Origin of the sequence: Amycolatopsis coloradensis, assembly GCF_001953865.1 — a bacterium.
Lineage (GTDB): Bacteria > Actinomycetota > Actinomycetes > Mycobacteriales > Pseudonocardiaceae > Amycolatopsis > Amycolatopsis coloradensis.
Genome location: NZ_MQUQ01000018.1, coordinates 18,690 through 38,515, shown reverse-complemented (window position 1 = coordinate 38,515; position 19,826 = coordinate 18,690). Strand labels below are relative to the sequence as shown.

The 19,826-nt window shown below is 69.4% G+C and carries 26 protein-coding genes; 10 read left to right on the top strand and 16 right to left on the bottom strand.

Translation table 11 applies throughout. The annotated features are described in order from the left end of the window. Nucleotides 1-24: 24 nt before the first annotated feature. Nucleotides 25-933 (bottom strand): serine hydrolase, encoded by a 909-nt coding sequence (locus tag BS329_RS30865; RefSeq protein WP_076165099.1) that lies wholly within the window; start codon nucleotides 931-933, stop codon nucleotides 25-27. Beyond that, nucleotides 930-1,811: a LysR family transcriptional regulator gene (locus tag BS329_RS30860; RefSeq protein ID WP_076165098.1), complete on the bottom strand. Its 882-nt coding sequence runs from the start codon at nucleotides 1,809-1,811 to the stop codon at nucleotides 930-932. Before BS329_RS30860 ends, BS329_RS30865 begins: the two co-directional genes overlap by 4 nt. Nucleotides 1,812-1,956: 145 nt before the next feature. Between BS329_RS30860 and bla the strand changes: the two genes are divergently transcribed. After that, a complete protein-coding gene (gene bla, locus BS329_RS30855; RefSeq protein WP_425266387.1) occupies nucleotides 1,957-2,826 on the top strand; it encodes a class A beta-lactamase in 870 nt (289 codons plus the stop codon). Nucleotides 2,827-2,982: 156 nt separating this feature from the next. On the opposite strand, the gene BS329_RS30850 is transcribed toward bla, so the two are convergent. Next, nucleotides 2,983-3,468 carry a MarR family winged helix-turn-helix transcriptional regulator gene (locus tag BS329_RS30850; protein WP_076165095.1) on the bottom strand — a complete coding sequence of 162 codons (486 nt, stop codon included), beginning with the start codon at nucleotides 3,466-3,468 and terminating at the stop codon, nucleotides 2,983-2,985. Nucleotides 3,469-3,560: 92 nt separating this feature from the next. On the opposite strand from BS329_RS30850, the gene BS329_RS30845 reads away from it, so the two are divergent. Both BS329_RS30845 and BS329_RS30840 read left to right on the top strand, forming a co-directional pair. Continuing rightward, a complete protein-coding gene (locus tag BS329_RS30845) occupies nucleotides 3,561-3,998 on the top strand; it encodes a Rid family hydrolase (protein WP_076165093.1) in 438 nt (145 codons plus the stop codon). A gap of 107 nt (nucleotides 3,999-4,105) precedes the next feature. Then, complete coding sequence (locus tag BS329_RS30840) at nucleotides 4,106-4,501, top strand: ATP-binding protein (RefSeq protein ID WP_076165091.1); 396 nt, start codon at nucleotides 4,106-4,108, stop codon at nucleotides 4,499-4,501. Between the two features lie 118 nt (nucleotides 4,502-4,619). Here the strand turns inward: BS329_RS30840 and BS329_RS30835 are convergent, their stop codons facing one another. From BS329_RS30835 to BS329_RS30820, 4 genes are all read right to left on the bottom strand, one after another. After that, nucleotides 4,620-5,408 carry an alpha/beta fold hydrolase gene (locus tag BS329_RS30835; RefSeq protein WP_076165089.1) on the bottom strand — a complete coding sequence of 263 codons (789 nt, stop codon included), beginning with the start codon at nucleotides 5,406-5,408 and terminating at the stop codon, nucleotides 4,620-4,622. After that, nucleotides 5,405-5,923, bottom strand: coding sequence for a PadR family transcriptional regulator (locus tag BS329_RS30830; protein ID WP_076165087.1), 519 nt, complete (start codon nucleotides 5,921-5,923; stop codon nucleotides 5,405-5,407). Before BS329_RS30830 ends, BS329_RS30835 begins: the two co-directional genes overlap by 4 nt. Nucleotides 5,924-5,976: 53 nt before the next feature. Beyond that, complete coding sequence (locus BS329_RS30825; protein ID WP_076165085.1) at nucleotides 5,977-6,912, bottom strand: alpha/beta hydrolase family protein; 936 nt, start codon at nucleotides 6,910-6,912, stop codon at nucleotides 5,977-5,979. Nucleotides 6,913-7,031: 119 nt separating this feature from the next. Then, nucleotides 7,032-7,943: an NmrA family NAD(P)-binding protein gene (locus BS329_RS30820; protein WP_076165083.1), complete on the bottom strand. Its 912-nt coding sequence runs from the start codon at nucleotides 7,941-7,943 to the stop codon at nucleotides 7,032-7,034. A gap of 97 nt (nucleotides 7,944-8,040) precedes the next feature. Between BS329_RS30820 and BS329_RS30815 the strand changes: the two genes are divergently transcribed. The 5 genes from BS329_RS30815 (at nucleotide 8,041) to BS329_RS45230 (ending at nucleotide 11,310) form a co-directional block, all read left to right on the top strand. After that, nucleotides 8,041-8,595, top strand: coding sequence for a TetR/AcrR family transcriptional regulator (locus BS329_RS30815; protein ID WP_076165081.1), 555 nt, complete (start codon nucleotides 8,041-8,043; stop codon nucleotides 8,593-8,595). A 376-nt stretch (nucleotides 8,596-8,971) separates the two neighbouring features. Continuing rightward, complete coding sequence (locus BS329_RS30810; RefSeq protein WP_076165079.1) at nucleotides 8,972-9,328, top strand: hypothetical protein; 357 nt, start codon at nucleotides 8,972-8,974, stop codon at nucleotides 9,326-9,328. A gap of 246 nt (nucleotides 9,329-9,574) precedes the next feature. Next, nucleotides 9,575-10,024 carry a trypsin-like serine protease gene (locus BS329_RS30805; protein WP_076165078.1) on the top strand — a complete coding sequence of 150 codons (450 nt, stop codon included), beginning with the start codon at nucleotides 9,575-9,577 and terminating at the stop codon, nucleotides 10,022-10,024. A gap of 3 nt (nucleotides 10,025-10,027) precedes the next feature. Next, entirely contained in the window at nucleotides 10,028-11,014 is a 987-nt protein-coding gene (locus BS329_RS30800; RefSeq protein WP_076165076.1) for a helix-turn-helix transcriptional regulator, read from the top strand. 164 nt (nucleotides 11,015-11,178) lie between these two features. After that, nucleotides 11,179-11,310, top strand: a complete 132-nt coding sequence (locus tag BS329_RS45230; protein ID WP_279628209.1) for a hypothetical protein — start codon at nucleotides 11,179-11,181, stop codon at nucleotides 11,308-11,310. A 3-nt stretch (nucleotides 11,311-11,313) separates the two neighbouring features. Here BS329_RS45230 and BS329_RS43995 read toward each other — a convergent pair whose 3' ends face one another. From BS329_RS43995 to BS329_RS30785, 3 genes are all read right to left on the bottom strand, one after another. Further along, on the bottom strand, nucleotides 11,314-11,493 hold the full coding sequence (locus BS329_RS43995) for a hypothetical protein (protein WP_076165075.1): 180 nt from the start codon (nucleotides 11,491-11,493) through the stop codon (nucleotides 11,314-11,316). Between the two features lie 330 nt (nucleotides 11,494-11,823). Further along, on the bottom strand, nucleotides 11,824-12,576 hold the full coding sequence (locus tag BS329_RS30790) for a S1 family peptidase (protein ID WP_076165073.1): 753 nt from the start codon (nucleotides 12,574-12,576) through the stop codon (nucleotides 11,824-11,826). 74 nt (nucleotides 12,577-12,650) lie between these two features. Next, nucleotides 12,651-13,625 carry a LysR family transcriptional regulator gene (locus BS329_RS30785; protein WP_076165394.1) on the bottom strand — a complete coding sequence of 325 codons (975 nt, stop codon included), beginning with the start codon at nucleotides 13,623-13,625 and terminating at the stop codon, nucleotides 12,651-12,653. A 115-nt stretch (nucleotides 13,626-13,740) separates the two neighbouring features. On the opposite strand from BS329_RS30785, the gene BS329_RS30780 reads away from it, so the two are divergent. Then, nucleotides 13,741-14,709: a M64 family metallopeptidase gene (locus tag BS329_RS30780; RefSeq protein WP_076165072.1), complete on the top strand. Its 969-nt coding sequence runs from the start codon at nucleotides 13,741-13,743 to the stop codon at nucleotides 14,707-14,709. Between the two features lie 6 nt (nucleotides 14,710-14,715). Here the strand turns inward: BS329_RS30780 and BS329_RS30775 are convergent, their stop codons facing one another. The 5 genes from BS329_RS30775 to BS329_RS44815 form a co-directional block, all read right to left on the bottom strand. Further along, nucleotides 14,716-15,165 carry an SRPBCC family protein gene (locus BS329_RS30775; protein ID WP_076165070.1) on the bottom strand — a complete coding sequence of 150 codons (450 nt, stop codon included), beginning with the start codon at nucleotides 15,163-15,165 and terminating at the stop codon, nucleotides 14,716-14,718. Between the two features lie 74 nt (nucleotides 15,166-15,239). Beyond that, nucleotides 15,240-16,124, bottom strand: a complete 885-nt coding sequence (locus BS329_RS30770) for an AraC family transcriptional regulator (RefSeq protein WP_076165068.1) — start codon at nucleotides 16,122-16,124, stop codon at nucleotides 15,240-15,242. 10 nt (nucleotides 16,125-16,134) lie between these two features. Continuing rightward, nucleotides 16,135-17,196 carry an LLM class flavin-dependent oxidoreductase gene (locus tag BS329_RS30765; protein ID WP_076165066.1) on the bottom strand — a complete coding sequence of 354 codons (1,062 nt, stop codon included), beginning with the start codon at nucleotides 17,194-17,196 and terminating at the stop codon, nucleotides 16,135-16,137. A 273-nt stretch (nucleotides 17,197-17,469) separates the two neighbouring features. Then, the gene (locus BS329_RS30760; protein WP_244197359.1) at nucleotides 17,470-18,099 is read right to left on the bottom strand and encodes a SecDF P1 head subdomain-containing protein; all 630 of its coding nucleotides are present in this window, start codon (nucleotides 18,097-18,099) and stop codon (nucleotides 17,470-17,472) included. 34 nt (nucleotides 18,100-18,133) lie between these two features. Continuing rightward, a complete protein-coding gene (locus BS329_RS44815) occupies nucleotides 18,134-18,541 on the bottom strand; it encodes an SRPBCC family protein (protein ID WP_244197358.1) in 408 nt (135 codons plus the stop codon). Here BS329_RS44815 and BS329_RS30750 point away from each other — a divergent pair. Beyond that, nucleotides 18,440-18,838, top strand: coding sequence for a discoidin domain-containing protein (locus tag BS329_RS30750; protein WP_244197357.1), 399 nt, complete (start codon nucleotides 18,440-18,442; stop codon nucleotides 18,836-18,838). The two genes, BS329_RS44815 and BS329_RS30750, sit on opposite strands and share 102 nt — an antisense overlap. On the opposite strand, the gene BS329_RS30745 is transcribed toward BS329_RS30750, so the two are convergent. Next, nucleotides 18,729-19,634, bottom strand: coding sequence for an Lrp/AsnC family transcriptional regulator (locus tag BS329_RS30745; protein ID WP_076165063.1), 906 nt, complete (start codon nucleotides 19,632-19,634; stop codon nucleotides 18,729-18,731). The genes BS329_RS30750 and BS329_RS30745 overlap by 110 nt on opposite strands. Between the last annotated feature and the right edge of the window lie 192 nt (nucleotides 19,635-19,826).

The following is a 19,826-nucleotide window of genomic DNA, read 5'->3' as shown; positions in this document are numbered from 1 at the left end:
GTAGGCGGCGGGCAAACGCGGCGATCAACCGCGGCCCGCGCGCAAGTGATCGCGCAGCGCCCGCGCCACGCGGGCCATCAGCACTTCGGCTTCCGGCTGGATCGCCGCGGGCACCCGGGATTCGGTCAGCGCGGCGATCGCGAAGATGCCGCCGTCGGCGTGCTCGACCACCCCGACCTCGTGCCGCAGGTTCAGCAGGGTGCCCGTCTTGGACGACCATGTCGTGGCGTCGGAGACGAAGTCGGGACTCAGCCGCTGGCGCAACAGGTTGAGCCCCATGAGTTCGCGCACCCTCGCCGCCACCCGAGCGTCCACTTTGGACGGTTTCCACAGCGCTTCGAGCAGGCCGACGAACGCGCGGGCCGAGCCGGAACTCGCGCGGGTGATGTCCAGCTGGGGAACGGGATGTCCTTGTCCCGCGGTGCCCGCGCTGATCGCGAGGGCGTGCGCGAGGTGGACGTCCGTGGGGTCGAAGCGTTCCGCGGGCGTGTCGCTCAGATCCGCCGCCGGATGCCGCGCGGAGATCCCGGCGACACCCCAGTCGCGCGTCATCCTGGTGACTTCGGCGGGCGGTGTCAGGGAGAACAGTGCGTCGGCCGCGGTTTCGTCGCTGATGGCCATGGCGAGGTAGAGCAGGTCGTCGATCGCGACCCTCGCCGGATGCCGGAACCGGGTCAGCCCGGTCGGTCCGGGCGCGGTGGCCCGGCCCGGCCGGACGTCGATCGGGGTCGAGCCGTCCAGTTCGCCCAGCCGGATCCGCTCCAGGGTCGCCGCGGCGAGCGGGATCTTCACCAAGGAGGCGCTCGGGAACACCAGATCGGGATCGATGCCGATCTCGTACCCGGTCCGCAGGTCGCGTACCAGGAACGAGCCCCGCAGACCGCCGTCGTCGAGTTCCGCGCGCAACCGCGGGAGCGGCGTCTCCGTGGTCATGTCGTCTCCTCCGCGCCGAGACACCGGGCGATGTCGGACCACAATCGTGCACGCAGCCGCTGCGCGTCCTCGCCGAGCCCCGCCGTGATCTCGAAGCCGCGAGCGAGCCGGATCTCGCCGAGAGGCAGCCAGTCCAGCCCGAGTTCGGCGGCCTGGGCCGTCGAACACACCAGCAGATCGGCCGAACCGAACACGGCCGCCGCGGCCGCGGTGAGCGAATCGGCGACGGCGACCTGGGCAGGCCGCAGCCCCACCGAGTCACGCACGCGGAACAGGCGGTCGCGGATATGCGGGACGTCGTCCTCCGGCTGGATCCAGACCCGGCGCGGCGGGCGGCCGGATCGGCCGACACGCAACGTCTCCAGGTAAAAGGAACTCGCTCGCGGCCTGGTCCCACCGGCGACCCCCAAGGGAACCTTCCACCCGCCCTCTTCCGCGGGAACGGCCGTGAGAGCGGCCCGGACCTCTTGCGTGCGCACGAGTTCCGGCCGCTCGCGGGGACCGGCGCGGCGGAATTCCAGGAAGACGTCCAGCGTTCGTGCCGCCGCGTCGAGTTCGGCGAGTTCGCGGGTGGTGCAGGTTTCCGGTACCGCGAGCCGCATCGGCCGCAGTTTGGCGCGTTGCGCGTCGTGTTCCATCGCGTCGGCCAGGGCCACCAGGCGTTTCGCCGACGGCAGCATGTCCTGCCCGAACGGTGTCAGCAGGGCGCGACGGGTGGTGCGGTCGAACAGCCGCTCGCCGAAATGCCGTTCGAGCGCGGCGATGCGACGGCTCGCCACGGGCTGGGGAATCCGCGCGATGGCGGCTCCCGCGGTGAAGGAGCCGGCCTCGCTCACGCTCACGAACGCCCGGCAGCCGCCGATCAGGTCCACCACCACATACTATGCGTGAATCGCATGGAACCGGTCATTCAGGTCTTGGACAGCATGAGCGGCGATGGACAGACTGCGGACATCGAACGATCTTGAAAGGAAGTCACCCGTGTCCGTCATCTCCCGCCGGTGGGCAGGCCGAGCCGCGCTCCTGGCGCTCTCGGTCGTGTCACTCGCCGCGTGTTCCACTCCCGCCCCGGCGCAGCCGCCTGCCGCCGCACCCGTCAGCGCCCCGGTCGCGACAGCCGGACGAGCCGACTTCGAGCAGCTCGAACGCGCCTTCGGCGCCCGGCTCGGGCTGTACGCGGTGGACACCGCGACCGGCCGCGAGGTCGCCTTCCGCGCCGACGAGAGGTTCGCCTACGCCTCGACGCACAAGGCGTTCAGCGCCGGTGGCGTCCTGCAACGGACCCCGATCGCGGACCTGGGCCGGACAGTCACCTACCGCGCACAGGACCTGGTCTCCAACTCGCCGGTCACCGAAAAGCACGTCGACACCGGCATGCCGCTCCGCGACGTCATCGATGCCACCCTTCGCTACAGCGACAACACCGGCGGCAACCTGCTCTTCCGCGAACTCGGCGGCCCGGCGGGCCTCGGCGCGGTGCTGCGCGGGATCGGTGACACCACCAGCCACGTCGACCGGATCGAACCCGAACTGAACGACACCGCTCCCGGCGACATCCGGGACACCAGCACACCTCGCGCCCTTGCCGTGAGCCTGCGTGCCTTCGCCCTCGGCAACGCCCTACCCGAGGACAAGCGCAAGATCCTGGTCGACATCATGCGCGCCAACACCACCGGCGACACGAACATCCGTGCCGGAGTCCCCGGCTGGCCGGTCGCCGACAAGACGGGGACCGCGAGCTACGGGACGCGCAACGACATCGGCGTCATCTGGCCGCCGAACCGGGCGCCGATCGTCCTTTCGGTGCTGACCGACCGGGCCACCAAGGACGCCGGGATCGACAACAAGCTGCTCGCGCAGGCCACGGCGGTCGCGGTCAAGGCCCTCTCCTGACCGGACCTCCCGGAGTGGACACGGCACCCCGCCAGAGCAAACGGCTATACCGGATCGGACCGAATGGTCTTGGACATCGCCGACGACGCCGAATGAGACTGCCAGTGCGCGTAACCGCCGTCCAATTACGCATGATCGCCGTCTGATCACGCGACACTAGGCCAGGTCGGCGGGCCTCGCCCTCAGTCTCGCGGCGATCCGGGCCAGCGCCTGCCGGTCGTCTTCGGTCAGCGGGTCGAGGACGAGCTCCCGCACCGAACGGACATGCGTGGGGGCCGCGGCGACGACCACGTCGTAGCCGGAGTCGGTGAGCGCGGCGAGGGTGTACCGGCCGTCGGCGGGATCCGGCGAGCGCCGCACCCATCCGCGTTCCTCGAAGCGTTTGACCACATTGGACAGCCGAGAGAGCGAACCGTTGGCGAGGTAGGCCAGTTCACTCATCCGCAGCCGCCGCTCCGGGGCCTCCGAAATATGGCTGAGGGTCAGATACTCGAACAACGTCAGACCGGCTTCGTGCTGCAGCGGCGACTCGAGCCGCCCTGGCAGCAGCAGGACCAGGGAGACCAGACCGGTCCAGGCTTCTTTCTCGGACGGGGTCAGCCACAGCGCGTCGTCCGGGTCCGGGGTAGCGGAAGTGGCCATGCCGGAACCTTACCCACCGTGGCGCCACTTCACGCGTGAAGCGAATTCGTGCTAGGTTTGACTTCAAGAATGAAGTCAACGAAGGGATCACCATGACCAAGCCGGAGTTCTTCACCACCCCCGGTTACGGCGACCAGCAGCTGGCCGAGATGCGTTACAGCCAGGCGGTGCGCGTCGGCGATCGCATCGAAACCTCCGGGCAGGGCGGCTGGGACGACGACTGGAACTTCCCCGAGTCCTTGGAAGCCGAAATCGTCCAGGCCTTCGAGAACGTCGAACGGACCCTCGCCACCGCGGGCGCCACCTGGCGCGACGTCATCGCCGTGAACTCCTACCACGTCCCGGACTCCCCCGAGACCATCGGCGAGGCCCACAACCGCGTGATGGTCGCGCAGTTCCGCGAGCGCATGGGCGACCGCGCGCCCATCTGGACCGAGATCGGCGTCCCGGCCCTCGGCGCGCCCGGGATGCGGGTGGAGATCCGGGTGACCGCGATCGCCGGCCGGGAGGAGCCCCCGCGAGGCCGGTGATTCTCGAGCTCCACAGCGGAAGGAGTGTGAGTACCCTCCCTCCTGGGTACTCAGCCCATGCGCCCATGCTCTTGGCCCAGCTGGGAAAACCCGCTAAGGAGACACGCATGGGTAGAACCGGAACACGCCACGCCTACGAATTCCCCAGTGGCAGCGCGCCCCCGCTGCGGGAAGTCCGGGCATGGCTGCGCGACCGGCTCGGCGGAGTCGGCCGGGGCACCGTGGCCGACACCGAGCTACTGACCACGGAATTGGTCGCCAACGCGCACGAACACGCCGACGGCGTCACCGAACTGCGGGTGTCCCTCCCTTCCGGACGTGCCGTGGTCCGCGTCGAAGTCGACGACCGCCGCCCGCAACTGAAACCGCACCGGGTGGTCAACCGGGATCCGATGAGCCCGCACGGGCGGGGGCTGGCCTTGGTCGAGGCGATCAGTACCGACTGGGGGGTGGACACCGGCGCCGGGATCAAAACGGTGTGGGCGGAGATCCCGGTGCTCTGACACGATCACCGCGTGGACGACTCGCAACGCGGTCTCGCTCGGCCGGCTTCGAGGACTACGCCGCTCGCGGCTGGACGCTCGTCGACGTCCTGGTAGATCGGCTGGGACGCGGGCACGCTCACCGTGGAACCGGCGGTGCGCTGACGAGTGACGGATCCACGGTCCCGTCGAGCCACGCACGAAGGACCCGGTTGAACAGTCCGGCGTCCTCCACGTTCCAGATGTGGTGCATCCCCGGCACGAGCCGTGACTGCGCCTGGGGCGCGGCCCGCACGATTTCCGGCAGGGATCGCCGCACCGCGGCGGAATCCTTCTCCCCCGCGACCGCGAGCAGCGGGCCTGAGTAGCGACGGACCTCCTCGGGCGCCCCGCCCGCGCACGCTTCGGCGACCATCGCGGACTCGGTTTCGCGGCGCACCGAGACACCGTGCTCGACATACCGGTCGCGCGAGTCTCCGGGAAGCCTGAAGGCCACGGCCTGGGCACGCCAGAACCAGCGGGCTCGCAGGAATGCCAGCTGCACCCCGCAGTACAGGCGCATCCCGGCACCGGCGGGCAAGAGCGGCGCACTGGTGAGGAACGCCGAACTCACCCGGTCCGGATGCCGCGCCAGCACACGCAACGCGGTGAGTGCTCCGAGGGAAAGCCCGACGAGATCGAACTGACCGTCGACCCCGTGCCCGGTCACTCTCGCGACGACGTCGTCCGCCACCGCGTCCAGCCCCGGCCAGCCCTCGCGGACCCGCTCGCCGAAGCCCGGCAGATCCGGCGTGAACACCGTCCGGTCGCCGAACGCGGGCAACTGCGGCATCCACATCCAGTTCGCGACATTGCCGCCGTGCAGCAGCACCACCGGCCGCTTCGCCGTCGCCGTCCCGGCGGGGTGCACCTCGGGGAACGTGCTCACGCGAACTCCTCTTCGACCGTGTCCAGCCAGTCGAGTTCGACGCGCAGGTGCGCGATTCCGTTGTCCAAAGTAGACAGTCGCAACCGGCTGGCGCGGTCGGACGCCGCGGACTCGGCCCGCGTCCGTTCGAACTGCTCCAGCCGGGCCCGAGTCGCTTCGCGACGTCCCGCCAGCAGCGCGCGGAAGCCGTCATCGTCGAGGTCCGCGCCGAAGAACACCCGCGCGAGAAAGGGATCTCGTTCGACGTGCCGCTCCGGCTCGCTCGCCAGCCACCCGGCGAGAGCCGCCCGCCCCGCGGCGGTGATGCGGTGTTCCTGCCGGTCCGGCGCCCCGGACCCGGCCACCTTCTCGACCTCAGCGAGCCCGTCGGCGACGAGCTGGGCGAGAGTGCGGTAGATCTGCGCTTTGTCCGCCGCCCAGAAGTGCCCGACGGTCGACTCGAAATGACGCTTGAGGTCGTAGCCGGTCATCGGCACGAGCGCGAGCAGCCCCAGGATGAGACGGGAAAGAACCATGCCACTAGTAGACAACTCATCTAGAGATTTGTCAACTAGACTTCGTCAGGGACCTACTTCGACTCGATCCGTCCGAGCGGATCGGACTCGGCGGCCAGCGCGTCAGCCGCCTCCCGCCAAGCGGGATCGCCCGGGTGCAGCTCGCTGCGGAGATAGGCCGACGTGAGCCACTGCACCGCGGCCACTCGCCCCGGGTTCTCGTCCGTGGTCTCGGCGACGTCGTAGCCGGAGATCCCGCCGAGCCCGTGCTCCGCGCCGAACAGGGTGAGCAAAGTCTTGCGTCCCGGGGAAAGGAAGTACGGGTCGGCGTGCCAGTCCGGGCCGCGGACCGTCAGATGTGCCGAAGCGTCCTTGTCACCGGCGACGACGAGCGCGGGGGTCGTCATCGCGGAGAAATCCGCGCTCAGGAAGAAGGGGTAATTCTCCGCCACGAACTCGGTGACGGCGTCGCCGCCGCGGCCGGGTGCGGCGAGCAGCACTCCGGCGGAGATCCGGGGTTCGGCCAGGTTCACTTCCGTTCCGGTGCGGGGTTCGGTGTACCGCGCGCCCAGCAGCAGACTCGCGGTGTGCCCGCCCATCGAGTGCCCGGCAACGGCGACCTTGTCCCGGTCCAGGCGCCCGCCGAGGCCCGGTACCGCGGCCTCGATCTCGTCGAGCCGGTCGAGGATGCCGATCATGTCCTCGGCCCGGGATCGTTGATACAGGGGCGCTTCCGGGTGATCGGACCCCAAATCCAGCGTCCTGGAACTTAGGTGGGTGGGCTGAAGGACCGCGAACCCGTGCGTCACCCAATGGTTCACGAGCGGCGCATAGCCGTTCAGCGACGACAGGTGGTTCGAATGGCCCTGGCCGTGCGACAACAGGATGATCGGCAGCCTGTCGCCGGTCACCGGCACCGAGACCCGGACTCGCAGATCCACGGCACGGCCCGGGAAAGGCAGCACCACCGGACTGATCGACAGGACAGGGGCGGAGGCCGAAAAGCTCATGACTTGTCTTCCCTCGGGTCGGCGAACTAAACGGAACAGTGTTCCACAAACATACGGATCACTGTTCCGCTTTGTCAAACGCCCCTCGCCGGGCCGGCGCGCCTCGACGATCACACGGGTCAGGCGCCGGGGCGCAGGTATTTCCGGGCCCACTCCTCGAACCCGGTGAGCGGAAGGCCCAGCTCCGTCGCGTACTCCGGGCGCCCCGGCTGGCCGACGGCGTTCAACCACTCGTGCGAGGCGCCCATCGGCGGCATTCCCGCGGCCGACGCCTGCTCCACCGTCATCTCCGGTGCGGGCAGGCGTACGCCAAGAGCGTCGGACAGGATCGCGGCGATCTCCTTCATCGAAAGGAAATCACTCGCCAGTTCGAGCTCGACGCCGTCGAACCGCTCCGGCTCCGCGATGGCGGCCGCGGCCGCCGTGCCGATGTCGTCCACCGCCGCCAGCGACAGACGCGTCTCCGGCCTGAGGACGCTCACGAGACCGCCCTCGACGCCTCGCGGGAACAGGAACTTCATGGCAGGCAAGAAGTTCTCCATGAAGAAGCCCGGCTTGAGCAGGGTCCACCGCGGAAAACCCGCCGCCCGGACACGGTCCTGGATCGCGGCCTTGGCGCCCAGCGTGGGCTCCATCGAAGCCCAGCGTCCCTCGGCCCAACCGGGGGCCTCGACGTGCTGTCCCGCGCCTGACACGGACGTGTGCACGAACTGCGGCACCCCCGCGGCCTTCGCGGCCTCGACGAGGTTCACGCCCTGGGTCACTTCCCCGGCGAAGTCGAAACCTTCCACGCTCATTCCGGGCATCTGCACGGAGAACACGGCACGGGCGCCCTTGGCGGCCCGGACCACGGAATCGAAGTCGTGCAGATCCCCGACGGCGAGTTCCGCGCCGAGCGCCTCGACGGCCTCGGCCCCGGCCGGGTCCCGCACCAACGCGCGGACGGGGACGCCCGCCGCGAGCAGGGCGCGGACGGTCGCGCCGCCCTGCCTGCCGGTGGCACCGGTGACCAGAACGGGTTCTGAAGACATGATCGCTCCTTCGTGAGCATAAGTGGCGGGGTCCGCCGTTTATCGTCCGCTACGATATGGCGGGCCCCGCCACTTACGCAACCATCGAGGTGAAGGCATGTCCGACGGACGGCGCGCCGACGCACGGCGCAACTACGCGCGGATCCTCGCGGCCGCCGAGGAGGAGGTCGCGGCCCACGGTGCGAACGCGTCCCTGGAACAGATCGCCCGCGTCGCCAACGTCGGCTCGGCGACCGTCCGCCGCCACTTCCCCACCCGCCGCGCCCTGCTGGAGGCGGTGTCCGCGCACCGGATCGAGGCGCTGTGTGCCCGCGCGGTCGAACTGACCGGCGAGGGCGACAGCGGGGCCGCGCTGATGGACTGGCTCGAAGACGTCGTCGCCTACTGCGTTTCCGCCCGGGGACTGGCGGCCACCCTCGCCTATGACGGCCCGGTACACGAGAACTCCTGCTCGGCTGCCTTGGAGAAGGCCGGCGAGCCCCTCCTCCTGGGGGCCGCGCGGGACGGCGTGGTGGCCCCGGAGGTCACCGTCGGGGACCTCATCACGTTGATCGTCGGCATCGTCCTGGCCACAGAGCACCATCCGGATCCGGCCGCGCGCGCGGACCGGCTGTTCCGGCTCGCCGTGGCGGGCTGGGGCCCGCGGAATTGAACGGGGCCGGAGTGGTCGCCCACCCCGGCCCCTGACCGCGTTCGGGTGACCTCGTCTCGCGACGGCCGGGCGAGCCCGCCGCGGGCGCCGCTCATCGCGAGGATGCCGCCCCGTTGTGCAACTGGCCGATCTTGACGCCGCCGGCGGTCTTGAACTGGACACCGTCCTAGGTCGATGCGCCACGGCGCCCGTCTCGGCCATACTGTGGGCAATCGCCGGAGGACGCCGCTCCTTACTCAGTACATGGCTGTCCACTCAAGACCGGGCCGATTCAGCTATCCCCTACTGCACAAAGAGAATCGCGGGACCGTATTCCGGACACTGGGAGTACGGGCGTACACTCAACGCAGGCGAGCCGCGTGGAGGTCGATCCCTGATGGACGTGACAAAAACCCTGAAGTCCGCACTCACCGGGACGACAACCGAGTCGCGATCCGCGGTCCGTGAGCTGCGCCGGGAGACCGAGGACCTGGTGGCCCGCCGGGCGGGCAGGACGGCGAACCAGGTGACCGAACTGGGCGAGCGCCTCGCCGATCTGGTCCTGCTCTCCGGGAGCAGGCTCGCCGGTCTGGCCGACCGGCACAGCAAGCCCGTCGGCGAGGGCGTGCGCCGGGAAGCTGGCCGGATCGGCGATTCGGTGGAGCGGTTGTCCACGACGCTGTCGGATCGGGCCATCCTCATCGCCGAAGAACTGCTCGAGGCCGCGCCGTCCGGGAAACGCCGTCGTCGCTGACCCGCTCCGCGGAATATGACGCATCCGTGCCATCGGCACTTCCGTGCCGACCGGCCGGGTGCCGTGCCAGTCGGCGCGCTTTTCTCCCGTCTTTAGTCGCTATCAACGGCCGTATCCGCTTGCCTAGCATGGGAAAACCGGCAACGGATCCGGCCGGGCGACCCCTGGCGATCCCTTTGCGGCCATAACACGGGCGGCCCGTCGAATTCCCCTTCTTTCGTCGTTTCCCTGTAGCGGAAGGCACCCATGCGCATCCGAGGTCTCCTCACCGCACTGCTGTGCGCGGCCGGGCTCGCGACGGCCGCGCCCGCCGCCGGCGCGGCCCCCATCATCGACGGCCGATACGCCGACATCGCGCTGCTGAGGCTCGATCGTTCGGTCAGCACGACGTATTCCTCCCTCGGCACTTCCGTCGCCGCCGGTGACACCGAACACGTTTATGGCTGGGGTTACGACGAAGACGGCGACCTGCAGCGCCACCTCAAGGTCGCCCGGATGACGGTGACCAGTGTCGGGAGTGGACTGATCAAGGCGCGCGAGGGCGACGGTCTGACCGACGGCGGCGACTCGGGCGGGCCGGTGTTCGTCGGCGGCAAGCAGGTCGGCGTGCACATCGCGGGCAACAAGGTGGACAGCTCCACGCACACCGGCATCGCGGCGAACCGCACCTGGATCCGCGACACGTCGGGCGTCTAAGCCATGTCCCCCGACGGACTCGGCGCGCAACTGATCAGGCTGGGTCTCGGCGAGACCGCCGCCCGGATCTATCGCCGGATGCTCGAGAGCGCGCCCGTGTCGGCCGGGGAACTGGCGTGCCGGGAGGGCGACGCGGAAACCGTCCACCTGGCATTGAAAGAACTGGCCGACGCGGGGCTGGCGGTGTCGTCCGGAGTGGACGGCACCGATTTCCTCCCCGCCAACCCCGGTGAGGCGCTGGCCGCGCTGACCACGCGACGGCAGGCCGAACTGCACGACGCGCGGCTCGCGGTGCAGACCGCGTACCGAGCCTTCCGGCGGGCGCATTCGGGGATGCCGCACGCGCAGGATCTGCTCGAAGTGGTCACCGGCGACGCCATCGTTCCCCGGTTGCAGCACCTCGCGACCATGGTGCGGCACCAGGTGCGCCGTCTCGATTCCCCGCCCTATTTCACCGGCGGCCACCGGAATCTCCTCGAGGAGGAGCAGTTGCGGCGCGGGATCACCTACCGCTGTGTCTACAGTGGAGCGTCACTCGGCGATCCCGGTTATCTCACCGGGAACATCCTGCCGTGCCTGCGCGCCGGTGAGCAGGCCAGGCTGTTGCCCGAACTTCCGGTGAAACTGACCCTCTTCGACAACCGGGCGGCCACCATCGCCCTGACCATCCGCGAGGCGGATCGCAACCAGTCCATCGTCATCGTGCGGCCTTGCAGCCTCTTCTCCGCGTTGGAGGGGCTGTTCGAAACCTCGTGGGCGGCGGCGCTTCCACTCGACCGGCGAGGCCAAGCGTCCGAGCAGCCGATCCGGCCGATCGAACGGGAGTTGCTGATCCTGCTCGCGGCCGGGCGCAAGGACGACGAGATCGCCGCCGAACTCGGCGTCAGCAGGCGCACCCTGTTCCGCTATCTCGAAACCCTGATGGATCGCGCCGGTGTCACCAGCCGCTTCCAGCTGGGCGTCTTCGCCTCACACAACGGCTGGCTCTAAACCCGCAATTCGTCCTCTAGTTGCGGTAGTTTGTGCCGCCAACTACCGCAACTAGAGGACGAATCGCGGGCTGCCCTCACCCGGATGGGGTCACCCGGCCAACTCGTCCCCGCTGCGGCGAGCGCCGGGAAAGCGGAGGGTGATCTTGAAAGGAGGGCGGAATCATGGGCAATCACCGTCAGCAGAACGCCACCGCATCGCTCCGGATCGCCACCGCCGGCCTGCGGGTTTTCGCGGTCGTCGTCGCGGTCGCGGCTTGCGCCTGGCTCGCGCTTTGGCTCGCGTTCACTCTGTGAGGATCACTGCCCGCCCGGCTGCGGCGCCGGCTCGGGGAGCGGTTCGGGGACCCCGGGATCCGGCAGCGGTTCGGGCTTCCCCGGGTCCGGCACCGGCTCGGGCACTCCGGGATCGGGCACTCCGGGATCCGGCGGCATGGGGTTCGGCGGCGCCGGAGGCGCGGTCATTCGCTCGGTAGTCATGGCGATACCTCCTGCTCAGGCAGCTACCCGGTCGATCACCGGCCGAAACAGCGAACTCGCGTGCTTGGAGGCGGAACACGCGTCCAGTTGAGTAATTCCGTGGCGATCGGGCCAACCGCAAGAAGCGGACGTGGTCTCGCATCGGCTCGGTTGCTCAGCGTGTGAAGGCCTCTGGCGCAAGGAAGAGGCCCGCTGAACTTCACGTTCCGGGCATTGACCCTGAGCGTAGGCGACAAGGCCTTGACGTACGGGCATACGGCCGCTAAAAGACCGATTTGACTCGAAAAGCGTCCTCCATAGACAGTCGCTGAGCCTCACGGAACCCACCGTCTAGGCCGTTTGGGTGGCGATCCAGTCCGCGATGACGTCCGCACGGGAGGTCGTCTCGACCCCGCTGTGCGGGCAATTCGGCCCGGTCGTCTCCAGCGAGACCAAAGCGCCGCTCTTGCCTCCCGGGACGAAGTACGGCGCGCCGGAGTCGTAGGTGCAGGCGCTGGTCGTGATCGCCGGGCCCGCGCCGCGGACCCCCACCGTCGTAGGGGCCACCGTGGCCACCTGGACGGTTCCCTGCTGCATCCGGGTCGCCGGAGCGGGATTCGTCGCGGTCAGGCTGCCCCAGCCCGCCAGTGTCAGCTGCTGGCCGACCGCGGGAAGCACGCGGTTCACCGTCAACGGGGTCACCATGCTCACCGGGGTGTCCAACTTGAGGAGGGCGACGTCGTTTTCCTTCGCCTGCCGCACTTCGATCGCCTTGCGGGCCACCCCTGATTCGGTCGCTTCGTCGACGAGCCCCAGCGTCACCGTGGTCGGGTACGGCATCTTGCCCGAGACCCGCTTGCGGTGCGCGTCGTGGAAGCAGTGCCCGGTGGTGACGACCCAGCCGGGCGAGACCAGCGCACCCGTGCAGTAGCTGCTGTAGGTCGAGCCGTCCGGGCGCGGGATCTTCGTCATCGCGATCTTCGCGACGAAGCCGAACTGCCCCGGTGGGACAGCGGAGCCGTGGGCGACGTCCGGCGCGGCGAACGCGGCCGGAGCGGTGAGGATGGTCAGGACAGCGGCGGCCAGCAGGGCGCGCAGACGCAATTTCTTACCCTTCGTCGATGAGGTGATCCGAGGCTAGGACCACCGCCCCGACAGGGGAATTCCCCGACCAGGTGTCACCCGATGGCACGCCGGACGGCGACCGGTTCGCCACGGCGGGCGAGCCAGTGCCGGTAGGGGCGACTGCTGTCGGTGTCGGACCGGTAGGCCGCCTCGGCCGCGGCGATCAAGACGTCGCTGGTCCCGCCGAAGGCACCTTCGGTGTTCCAGGCGATCAGATACCGCATCCACAACGGATCTCCCGTGAGAGCGCGGATCGCGATCCCCGGTGTGGCGGGAAAGGTCACCTGGCACGGGGAAGCCGCCCGGCCCGCGGCGATCAGGCGTTGCAGCGGCCGGAGTTCCGTACTCCGATGCGCGACCTGCGGCCGGAATCCCGACCGCGCACAAGCTTCCTCGAAACACTCGGGCCAGCCTGCACCGTCGGACGGCCCGAGCACCCACCGTTCCCCGGCGAGGTCGGCGAGGTCGATCTCGGTGCCGCGGGCGGCCGGATGGTCCGCCGCGATCGCCACGAACACCGGTTGCGCGGCCAGCGGCCGCAGCGCCACCCCTGGCGCCGGGGGAAGGACGTGACCGGGGTAGTCGGCGACGACGGCGGCGTCGAGTTGCCCGCCCGCCACGAGATCCAGCAGTCGCAGGGGTGAGAACTCGGTGGTCACCGAAACCGCTTGCGCCCGGCCGGAATCACCGAGCCGGTCCGCCAGCTCGACGACCATCGAACCACCGATCCCGCCCAGCGCGACCGGCCGCTTCTCCCCGTCCGCCAGCCAGCGTGCCGCGTCCCGGTGCATCGTGTCCGCCGCGGCGAGGACGGTCCGCGCGCGAGCGAGCACGCATTCGCCGAACGCCGTCGGCACGACCCCTTCCCGGCTGCGGACGAACAGCGTTTCGCCGAACGCGCGCTCGATCCGTTGCACGGCGGCGGTCAGCGCGGGCTGGGTGCTCCCGACGCCGATCGCCGCGCGCGTGATGCTGCCCGCGTCGGCCACGGCGCACACCACCCGCAGATGACGTAACTCGACATCCATCACGCGGACCTTATGGCCACTTGGGATGTGCCGGAAGCCGTCGAAAGTCGGGATCGTTTTTCGTACTCCGCCTCTCCCCTTCCCCTCCCCTCTCCCCTCCCCGCAAGGAGCACGCATGCGACGCGCATGTCTCATGTTCGCGCTGACCGCGACCCTCGTCGTCGGCTTCGTACCCGCTGCCGCGGCGGCGGCCCCGGCTCCCCGGTTCACGACTTCGATGGAAACTTTCGAACCAGGAGGAACCATCAGCCGGGTGGACGTCACCCGTCCGGCTTCGGACCGAACAGCGGCGCCGCAGCGGATCGCGAGCGCCGCAGCGGTGACCCCGATCGAAACCAACGGCCCCAGCGCGACCACCTTCGATCTGGTCTTCGTCGGTGACGGCTACACCTCCACGCAGCTGGGCACGTATTCGCAGCACGTCCGGTCCAGCATCGCGGCGCTGTTCGCCATCGAGCCGTACAAGAGCTACCGCAAGCAGTTCAATCTCTGGCAGGTCGACGTCGTCTCCGCCCAGTCCGGCGTCACCAACGACCCGACACAGGGAGTGCGGCGCAACACCGCGCTCGGCTCGTACTTCTGGTGCGGCGGCATCGAGCGGCTGTTGTGCGTCAACGAAACCAAGGCGAACCAGTACGCCGCGGCCGCGCCGGACGTCGACCAGGTCATCATGCTGGCGAACACCACCAAGTACGGCGGCGCGGGCGGCGGCGTCGCGACCTCCTCGGGCGGCAACATCCAGGCCAGCCAGATCGTCGCCCACGAACTCGGGCATTCCATCGGCGGACTGGCCGACGAATACGACTACGGCACTTGCGACACCCGCGAACCCCGGGAGCCCAACGCGTCCGCGCTCACCGCCACGCAGATGCGGGACCGTCGCGCCAAGTGGCACACCTGGCTCGGCAAGCCGTCCCCCGACGGCGGCACGGTCGGCGCGTTCGAGGGATCCCGCTACTGCAAGACCGGGATGTACCGCCCGAGCGTGAACTCGCTCATGCGCACACTCGGGCAGCCCTTCAACCCGCCGAGCACCGAAGCGATGATCGCCGGATTCCACCGGGAGGCCGTCGCCGGGCACTGATCCCCGTCATGGTCGCCGGGCCGGGCCGCCGGCGTGGTCGGCGAGCCCGGTCGCCATGTCCCGCATGAAACGGCGGAGATACCACCGGAAGATCCATGCGCTACCCCGTCCCACGCGATACGTTCCGTGCCAATGGATCCGGGTACCGCCGCCGGGTGTTTCACTCAGATCGACGGCGGCCTGGTAGTCGACCATCACCGGCACGTCCACGCCCTCGTAGGCGAACCGGCGTTCGGGGTGGAGCGCGGTGATCCGCTCCTTGGTGACCGTCTTGCCGGTTCGGAAGGCTCGGACCGCCCCGACACCGTCTCGTCCGTCGGCGGAAAGCCCTTGAGACGCACCGGTTTCCAAAGATTCCACCCGCGACCAGACCGGCCAGCTGCGGGCATCCAGCAACAGTGCCCACACCGCGGCGGGCGGCGCCGTCGATTCGGCGGTGACGTCGTACGACTGCATTCCAGAACTACTCACACGCCTCACCCTAGGAACGGGCGGCCGAGGTCACCATGTGCGGGATTGCGGTGCCGCGATCAGGAATTGCGGTACTCGGAAGGACGCGATCCGGTGTGCTTCAGGAAAGCGGCCGACAAGGCGCCGGGAGTGGCGAACCCGCATCTACCCGCGATCCGGGCGATCGGGAGGTCGGTGCCGCGCAGCAGTCTTCGCGCCTCTTCGATCCGGAGCCCGCCGAGGAAACGGTGTGGTGTCTCGCCGGTCTTCTCCTTGAAGACCCGGATGAAGTGGTAAACGCTCAGATGTACTTCGGCGGCGATCTCGGCGACGCTGAGCGGATCGGCGAGCCGGTCGCGCATCATCGCCACGGCCGCGCGGACACGTTCGTCCTCCCGGCCCGCGCTCGGCGGGCCCGGTTTCCGCGCGTGGCGGGTGAGCAGGTGCACGGTGAGGAAGGCGGCCGCGGATTCGGCGTAGAGGTCGTCCTCTTCTCTCGCGTTCCCGACTGCCCGGACCAGCTCGTCCAGCAGCGGGTCTCCCCCGGCCACGGACGCCGCCATCGCTTCGTGGTCCACCGCGCGACCACCGAGCCGCGCGGCGACCGACTCCACCGTGACACCTGGGACGTGCACCTGAAGGCTGCGCATCGCTTCGTCGCCGCGGTAGCGACGCGACACCGGCCTGCCGGGGACGGCGAGTTCGAGCCGTCCCCAGCGGTGACGGTTCCACCGGCCGTCACCGCGGGTCTCCATCACCGCCCGTCCCGAGAGCGGCAGGACCAGGTGCAGATCCGCGACGGCCGGCATTCGCAGGTCCTCGGCGACCGGAACGTGTTCGAACCGCTGGACGAGCAGGGACTGCCACCCGGAATCCTCCCAGCTGCAATAGGTCCGCCGGACGTAGCGGGCCATGTCGAAACCGGCATACGGCTGAAGGTCGAATCGCTCGGAGTCGAACACCACGGTTCCGAGGCTAGACCGTGCCGAGCAGTTCCTTCACCCGCGGGACGACCTGCTCGCCGTAAAGCCGGATCGATTCCAGCCGCTGCTCGTGCGGGAGCGCGCCCGCCCCGTACTTGAGCTGGAATCGCGACAGGCCGAGGGCCCTCACCGCCCAAGCGATCTTCTGGGCGACGGTCTCGGGAGAACCGACGAACAGCGCGCCGCGCGGCCCGGCCATCGCGTCGTAGTCGGCCCGGGACATCGGGCCCCAGCCGCGTTCGGCGCCGATCTTGGCGAAGGCGGCCTGGTGGTGCGGGAAGTGCTGGGCCACCGCCAGTTCGTCGGTCGCGGCGACGTGTCCCGGGCTGTGCATGGAGATCGGCAACTCCGCGTGGCCCGCTTCCTTCAAGGCACGGCGGTACAGGTCGGCCAGCGGTGTGAACTGCTCCGGCGACCCGCCGATCACCGCCATCACCAGCGGCAGGCCGTACGCGGCCGCGCGGACCACCGACTGCGGGGTGCCGCCGACCCCGACCCAGGCGGGCAGGCTCCCCGATTCGGTGACCGGGAAGGCCTGTGCGCCGTCCAGCGCGGGACGGACGGTCCCGGTCCACTCGACAGGTTTCTCCTCTTGCAGATGCGTGAACAGGTCGAGTTTCTCGGCGAACAGCGCTTCGTAGTCGTCCAGCGAGTAGCCGAACAGCGGGAACGACTCGGTGAACGAGCCCCGGCCGAGTGTGACCTCGGCGCGGCCCCGGGAAACGGCGTCCAGTGTGGCGAACCGTTCGTACACCCGCACCGGATCGTCCGAGCTGAGCACCGTGACCGCCGTGCCCAGCCGGATCCGTTCGGTCGTGCCCGCGACCGCGGCCAGGACCACGTCCGGCGAGGACACCGCCATCTCCGCGCGGTGATGTTCGCCGACACCGAAGTAGTCCACGCCGACCTGATCGGCGAGCACGCCCTCGGCCACGACCTGGCGGATGGCTTCGGCCTGGCTCACCGGCTGGCCGTCCGTGCCGTTCTCCACGTCGCCGAAGGTGTCCAGGCCGAAGGACGGCGCCTGCCGGGTGCCCAGGATCTCGTAACCCATGTCCAACTCCTCAAGTAGTTGAACGCTCAAACGTCCGGATCGATGAGCATATTCCAGTGCAGGGCCGACTTCGTGAGTGGTCATGACCCCTAGCCACCCGCGCCTGGCTGTGTCGCGAAAGCCACTTCCCAGACGTCAGGTGTCGCGAAAGTGGCTTTCGCGACACCCTCGATCGCGGCGCCTGTCCCACGTGTCCCGGAGGCCACCTTCAGGACAGCCGGGCACCCTCTCGCTCGCCGCGAGTAGTCCTCTGGTCGCGGTCTCGCGGCCAGGTCACCCGCCGGCGATGTCGCGCGCCAGTTGCCGGGCCTCGTCCAGGGTGAACTTGCCGGTGATCTGGGTTTCCCCGCCGGTGATGGCGGACTGGATCGTCGGCGCGGTCAGGACGCGGCTCTTGAGCACCATCGCGACCTGCTTGCCGACGTTCGCCGCGGTCCACTCGCCCCACGTCCGCGCGCCCGCGGGGGTGAAGCTGAGACCGATGATCGTGCCCCCCGACTGGGTATCGAGCTGAGCTTTCGCCTTACTGAGATCGGCACCGGTGAGGAACGCCGGGCCGAGGATGTACTTCGTGCCCTGCACGCGATCGCAGGTGATCAACGGGAGCGCCGGATCGTCGCGGCCGTCCAAGGGATCCGGCCCCTTCGAGCAGTCCAACGCCGTCGCGATGGCCTGTTGTTCGGCCGGGTCCGCGCTCTGGCGGTTCGCCGTCGAACCGGTCGCCGGGCCCGGCGGACTCGGTGGGAGCTCGGTCAAGACCGGCCGAAACCGCAGCCGGGACCCGTCCTTGACCACGAACCCGTCGCCGTCGGGCTCGGGTTGACCGGAAACGTCGGACTGGCACCCGGTGACACCGAGCAGGACGAGGGCGACCGCCACGCAAAGGATTCGCACGGCAGGCATTGTGTCGTGTTCCGCGTCCGCGCGGGAGGGGAATTCAGCCTCGCCGCCGCACGGTCCGTTCGAGAATCCCGAGCGTCGCCTTGAGCGCGGATTCGGGGACCACCGGGAAGGTGACGCGTTCCTTCCACTCCTCGCCCACCTCTGACCAGTGGTAGTACGACGTCACGAGGGTGCCACCCTCCGCGGGCTCGAGCCGGTAGCCGTAGATGTGGCGGGCATGCGGCCGACCCGCCTTCGACGGTCCCCGCCGCTGGCGAAGGTGTGGCCGACACCCCAGCAGGTGACGCCGCGACCAGGTCAGGTGGCCGTCCCGCATACGGTCGTCGAGGTCGTCGGCCGGATGGTCGACGGCGATCCCGAGACCTTCTACTGGAGCGATTGGGCACCTCGCGCGGGTGACGCCATCGGTGTCGACCTCGGCACGGCACAGCCGGTGTCCCATGTGGACATCCTGATGGGCAAACCGACCAGCCCGGACGACTTCGTCCGCAACGGCGTCCGCGAGTACTCCTCCGACGGTCAGCAGTGGACGGTGGTGAAGACGGTCACGGAACCCGTGATCTCGGCGGACCTACCGGACGGCGCGAAGGCACGGTTCGTCCGGGTGCTGTGGCGGCTCTGTCCCGTCCTCAGCGCCGCGCGAGTTCTTCCGCCGTCGGCAAAGGCCACTCGTAGCGTTCCTTGGCGATCCGAAGATGAACCCACGTCTCCGCGGTCACCACGTCGGGCCTGCCGCTGATCTCCTCGAGCGCCCGGTCGAGGTCACGGGCCGACTGGGCCGCGATGGTGGCGACGACGTCGAACCGGCCGATGGTCCTGGCCAGAAATTCGGTGTCGTCGCGCGCGGCGAGCGCCGCGGTCACGGCGTCCCCGGCGCCCCGCACGTTCAGGCCGATCCCGCAGACCAGGCCGGCGTCCGGGCGGGCGCGGCTGAGCACCGGCGCGATCCGGATGACGTCGTGTTCCACGAGGTAGCGCACGCGGGTGCGGGTGGCCGACGGTGACAACCCGACGTGCTCGGCGGTGCGCGCGAAACTCTCCCGCCCGTCGGCCTGCAGCCGCAGCATGATCGCGAGGTCACGGTCGTCCAGCCGCAACCAGGGCGGCAGCGGGCGGCCCGGCATGAACAGGCCCTTGACCACGTCCACGTAGACCAGGGTGTTGACCTGTTCCACTTCCGGCAAGCCGCGGATGTCCGCCACGGTGCGGTAAAGCTCCGGGGAATCGGGCAGCCGTAGCTCGGCGACGGTCTGGTACTCCCCGCTCACCGCGGACACGAACGCCGCGGCGGGCAGTGCCGCGATGGCGTCCGTCGTGGCCTGAGACCGGCCCGAGGTGCGGATCGCGAGGTGCGCGTACGCGGTGAGGCCGAGGAACTCGGGATGGACCGCCGCGACCACGTTGAGCGAGCCGTCGGCCTTCAACTGCTCCAGCCGGGCCGAGACGGCCGACCGTGACGCGCCGACGCGTTTGGCCAGATCGGCCACGCTCATCCGGCCGTCCGCACGCAGAGCCGCGACCAGGGCGTCGTCCAAGGCAGTTCTCCTCCGCTGAATTTCCGCCGACGAGCGGGAACATATCACTTGCCTAGACCCACACTGGACAGCATGGATGAAGCGCTATGTCCTCGATCGACGGCATATCGATCGTGAACACCGTCTGTGCACAAGTGATCTGATTGCGCCCGGTAGCCCTCCTCGCTTACCTTCGCCCCACTTCACCGCCGA

Bases quoted from the DNA above. Each gene is read 5' to 3' on its own strand.
- BS329_RS30780 (WP_076165072.1), top strand. From the start codon at position 13,741: ATGCGACGCGCATGTCTCATGTTCGCGCTGACCGCGACCCTCGTCGTC.
- BS329_RS30820 (WP_076165083.1), bottom strand. From the start codon at position 7,943: ATGTCTTCAGAACCCGTTCTGGTCACCGGTGCCACCGGCAGGCAGGGC.
- BS329_RS30840 (WP_076165091.1), top strand. From the start codon at position 4,106: ATGGGTAGAACCGGAACACGCCACGCCTACGAATTCCCCAGTGGCAGC.
- BS329_RS30850 (WP_076165095.1), bottom strand. From the start codon at position 3,468: ATGGCCACTTCCGCTACCCCGGACCCGGACGACGCGCTGTGGCTGACC.
- BS329_RS30785 (WP_076165394.1), bottom strand. From the start codon at position 13,625: ATGGATGTCGAGTTACGTCATCTGCGGGTGGTGTGCGCCGTGGCCGAC.
- BS329_RS30845 (WP_076165093.1), top strand. From the start codon at position 3,561: ATGACCAAGCCGGAGTTCTTCACCACCCCCGGTTACGGCGACCAGCAG.
- BS329_RS30865 (WP_076165099.1), bottom strand. From the start codon at position 933: ATGACCACGGAGACGCCGCTCCCGCGGTTGCGCGCGGAACTCGACGAC.
- BS329_RS30760 (WP_244197359.1), bottom strand. From the start codon at position 18,099: ATGCCTGCCGTGCGAATCCTTTGCGTGGCGGTCGCCCTCGTCCTGCTC.
- BS329_RS30775 (WP_076165070.1), bottom strand. From the start codon at position 15,165: ATGCAGTCGTACGACGTCACCGCCGAATCGACGGCGCCGCCCGCCGCG.
- BS329_RS30805 (WP_076165078.1), top strand. From the start codon at position 9,575: ATGCGCATCCGAGGTCTCCTCACCGCACTGCTGTGCGCGGCCGGGCTC.
- BS329_RS30800 (WP_076165076.1), top strand. From the start codon at position 10,028: ATGTCCCCCGACGGACTCGGCGCGCAACTGATCAGGCTGGGTCTCGGC.
- BS329_RS30825 (WP_076165085.1), bottom strand. From the start codon at position 6,912: ATGAGCTTTTCGGCCTCCGCCCCTGTCCTGTCGATCAGTCCGGTGGTG.
- BS329_RS30750 (WP_244197357.1), top strand. From the start codon at position 18,440: ATGGTCGACGGCGATCCCGAGACCTTCTACTGGAGCGATTGGGCACCT.
- BS329_RS30830 (WP_076165087.1), bottom strand. From the start codon at position 5,923: ATGGTTCTTTCCCGTCTCATCCTGGGGCTGCTCGCGCTCGTGCCGATG.
- BS329_RS44815 (WP_244197358.1), bottom strand. From the start codon at position 18,541: ATGGGACACCGGCTGTGCCGTGCCGAGGTCGACACCGATGGCGTCACC.
- BS329_RS30815 (WP_076165081.1), top strand. From the start codon at position 8,041: ATGTCCGACGGACGGCGCGCCGACGCACGGCGCAACTACGCGCGGATC.
- BS329_RS43995 (WP_076165075.1), bottom strand. From the start codon at position 11,493: ATGACTACCGAGCGAATGACCGCGCCTCCGGCGCCGCCGAACCCCATG.
- BS329_RS45230 (WP_279628209.1), top strand. From the start codon at position 11,179: ATGGGCAATCACCGTCAGCAGAACGCCACCGCATCGCTCCGGATCGCC.
- BS329_RS30810 (WP_076165079.1), top strand. From the start codon at position 8,972: ATGGACGTGACAAAAACCCTGAAGTCCGCACTCACCGGGACGACAACC.
- BS329_RS30765 (WP_076165066.1), bottom strand. From the start codon at position 17,196: ATGGGTTACGAGATCCTGGGCACCCGGCAGGCGCCGTCCTTCGGCCTG.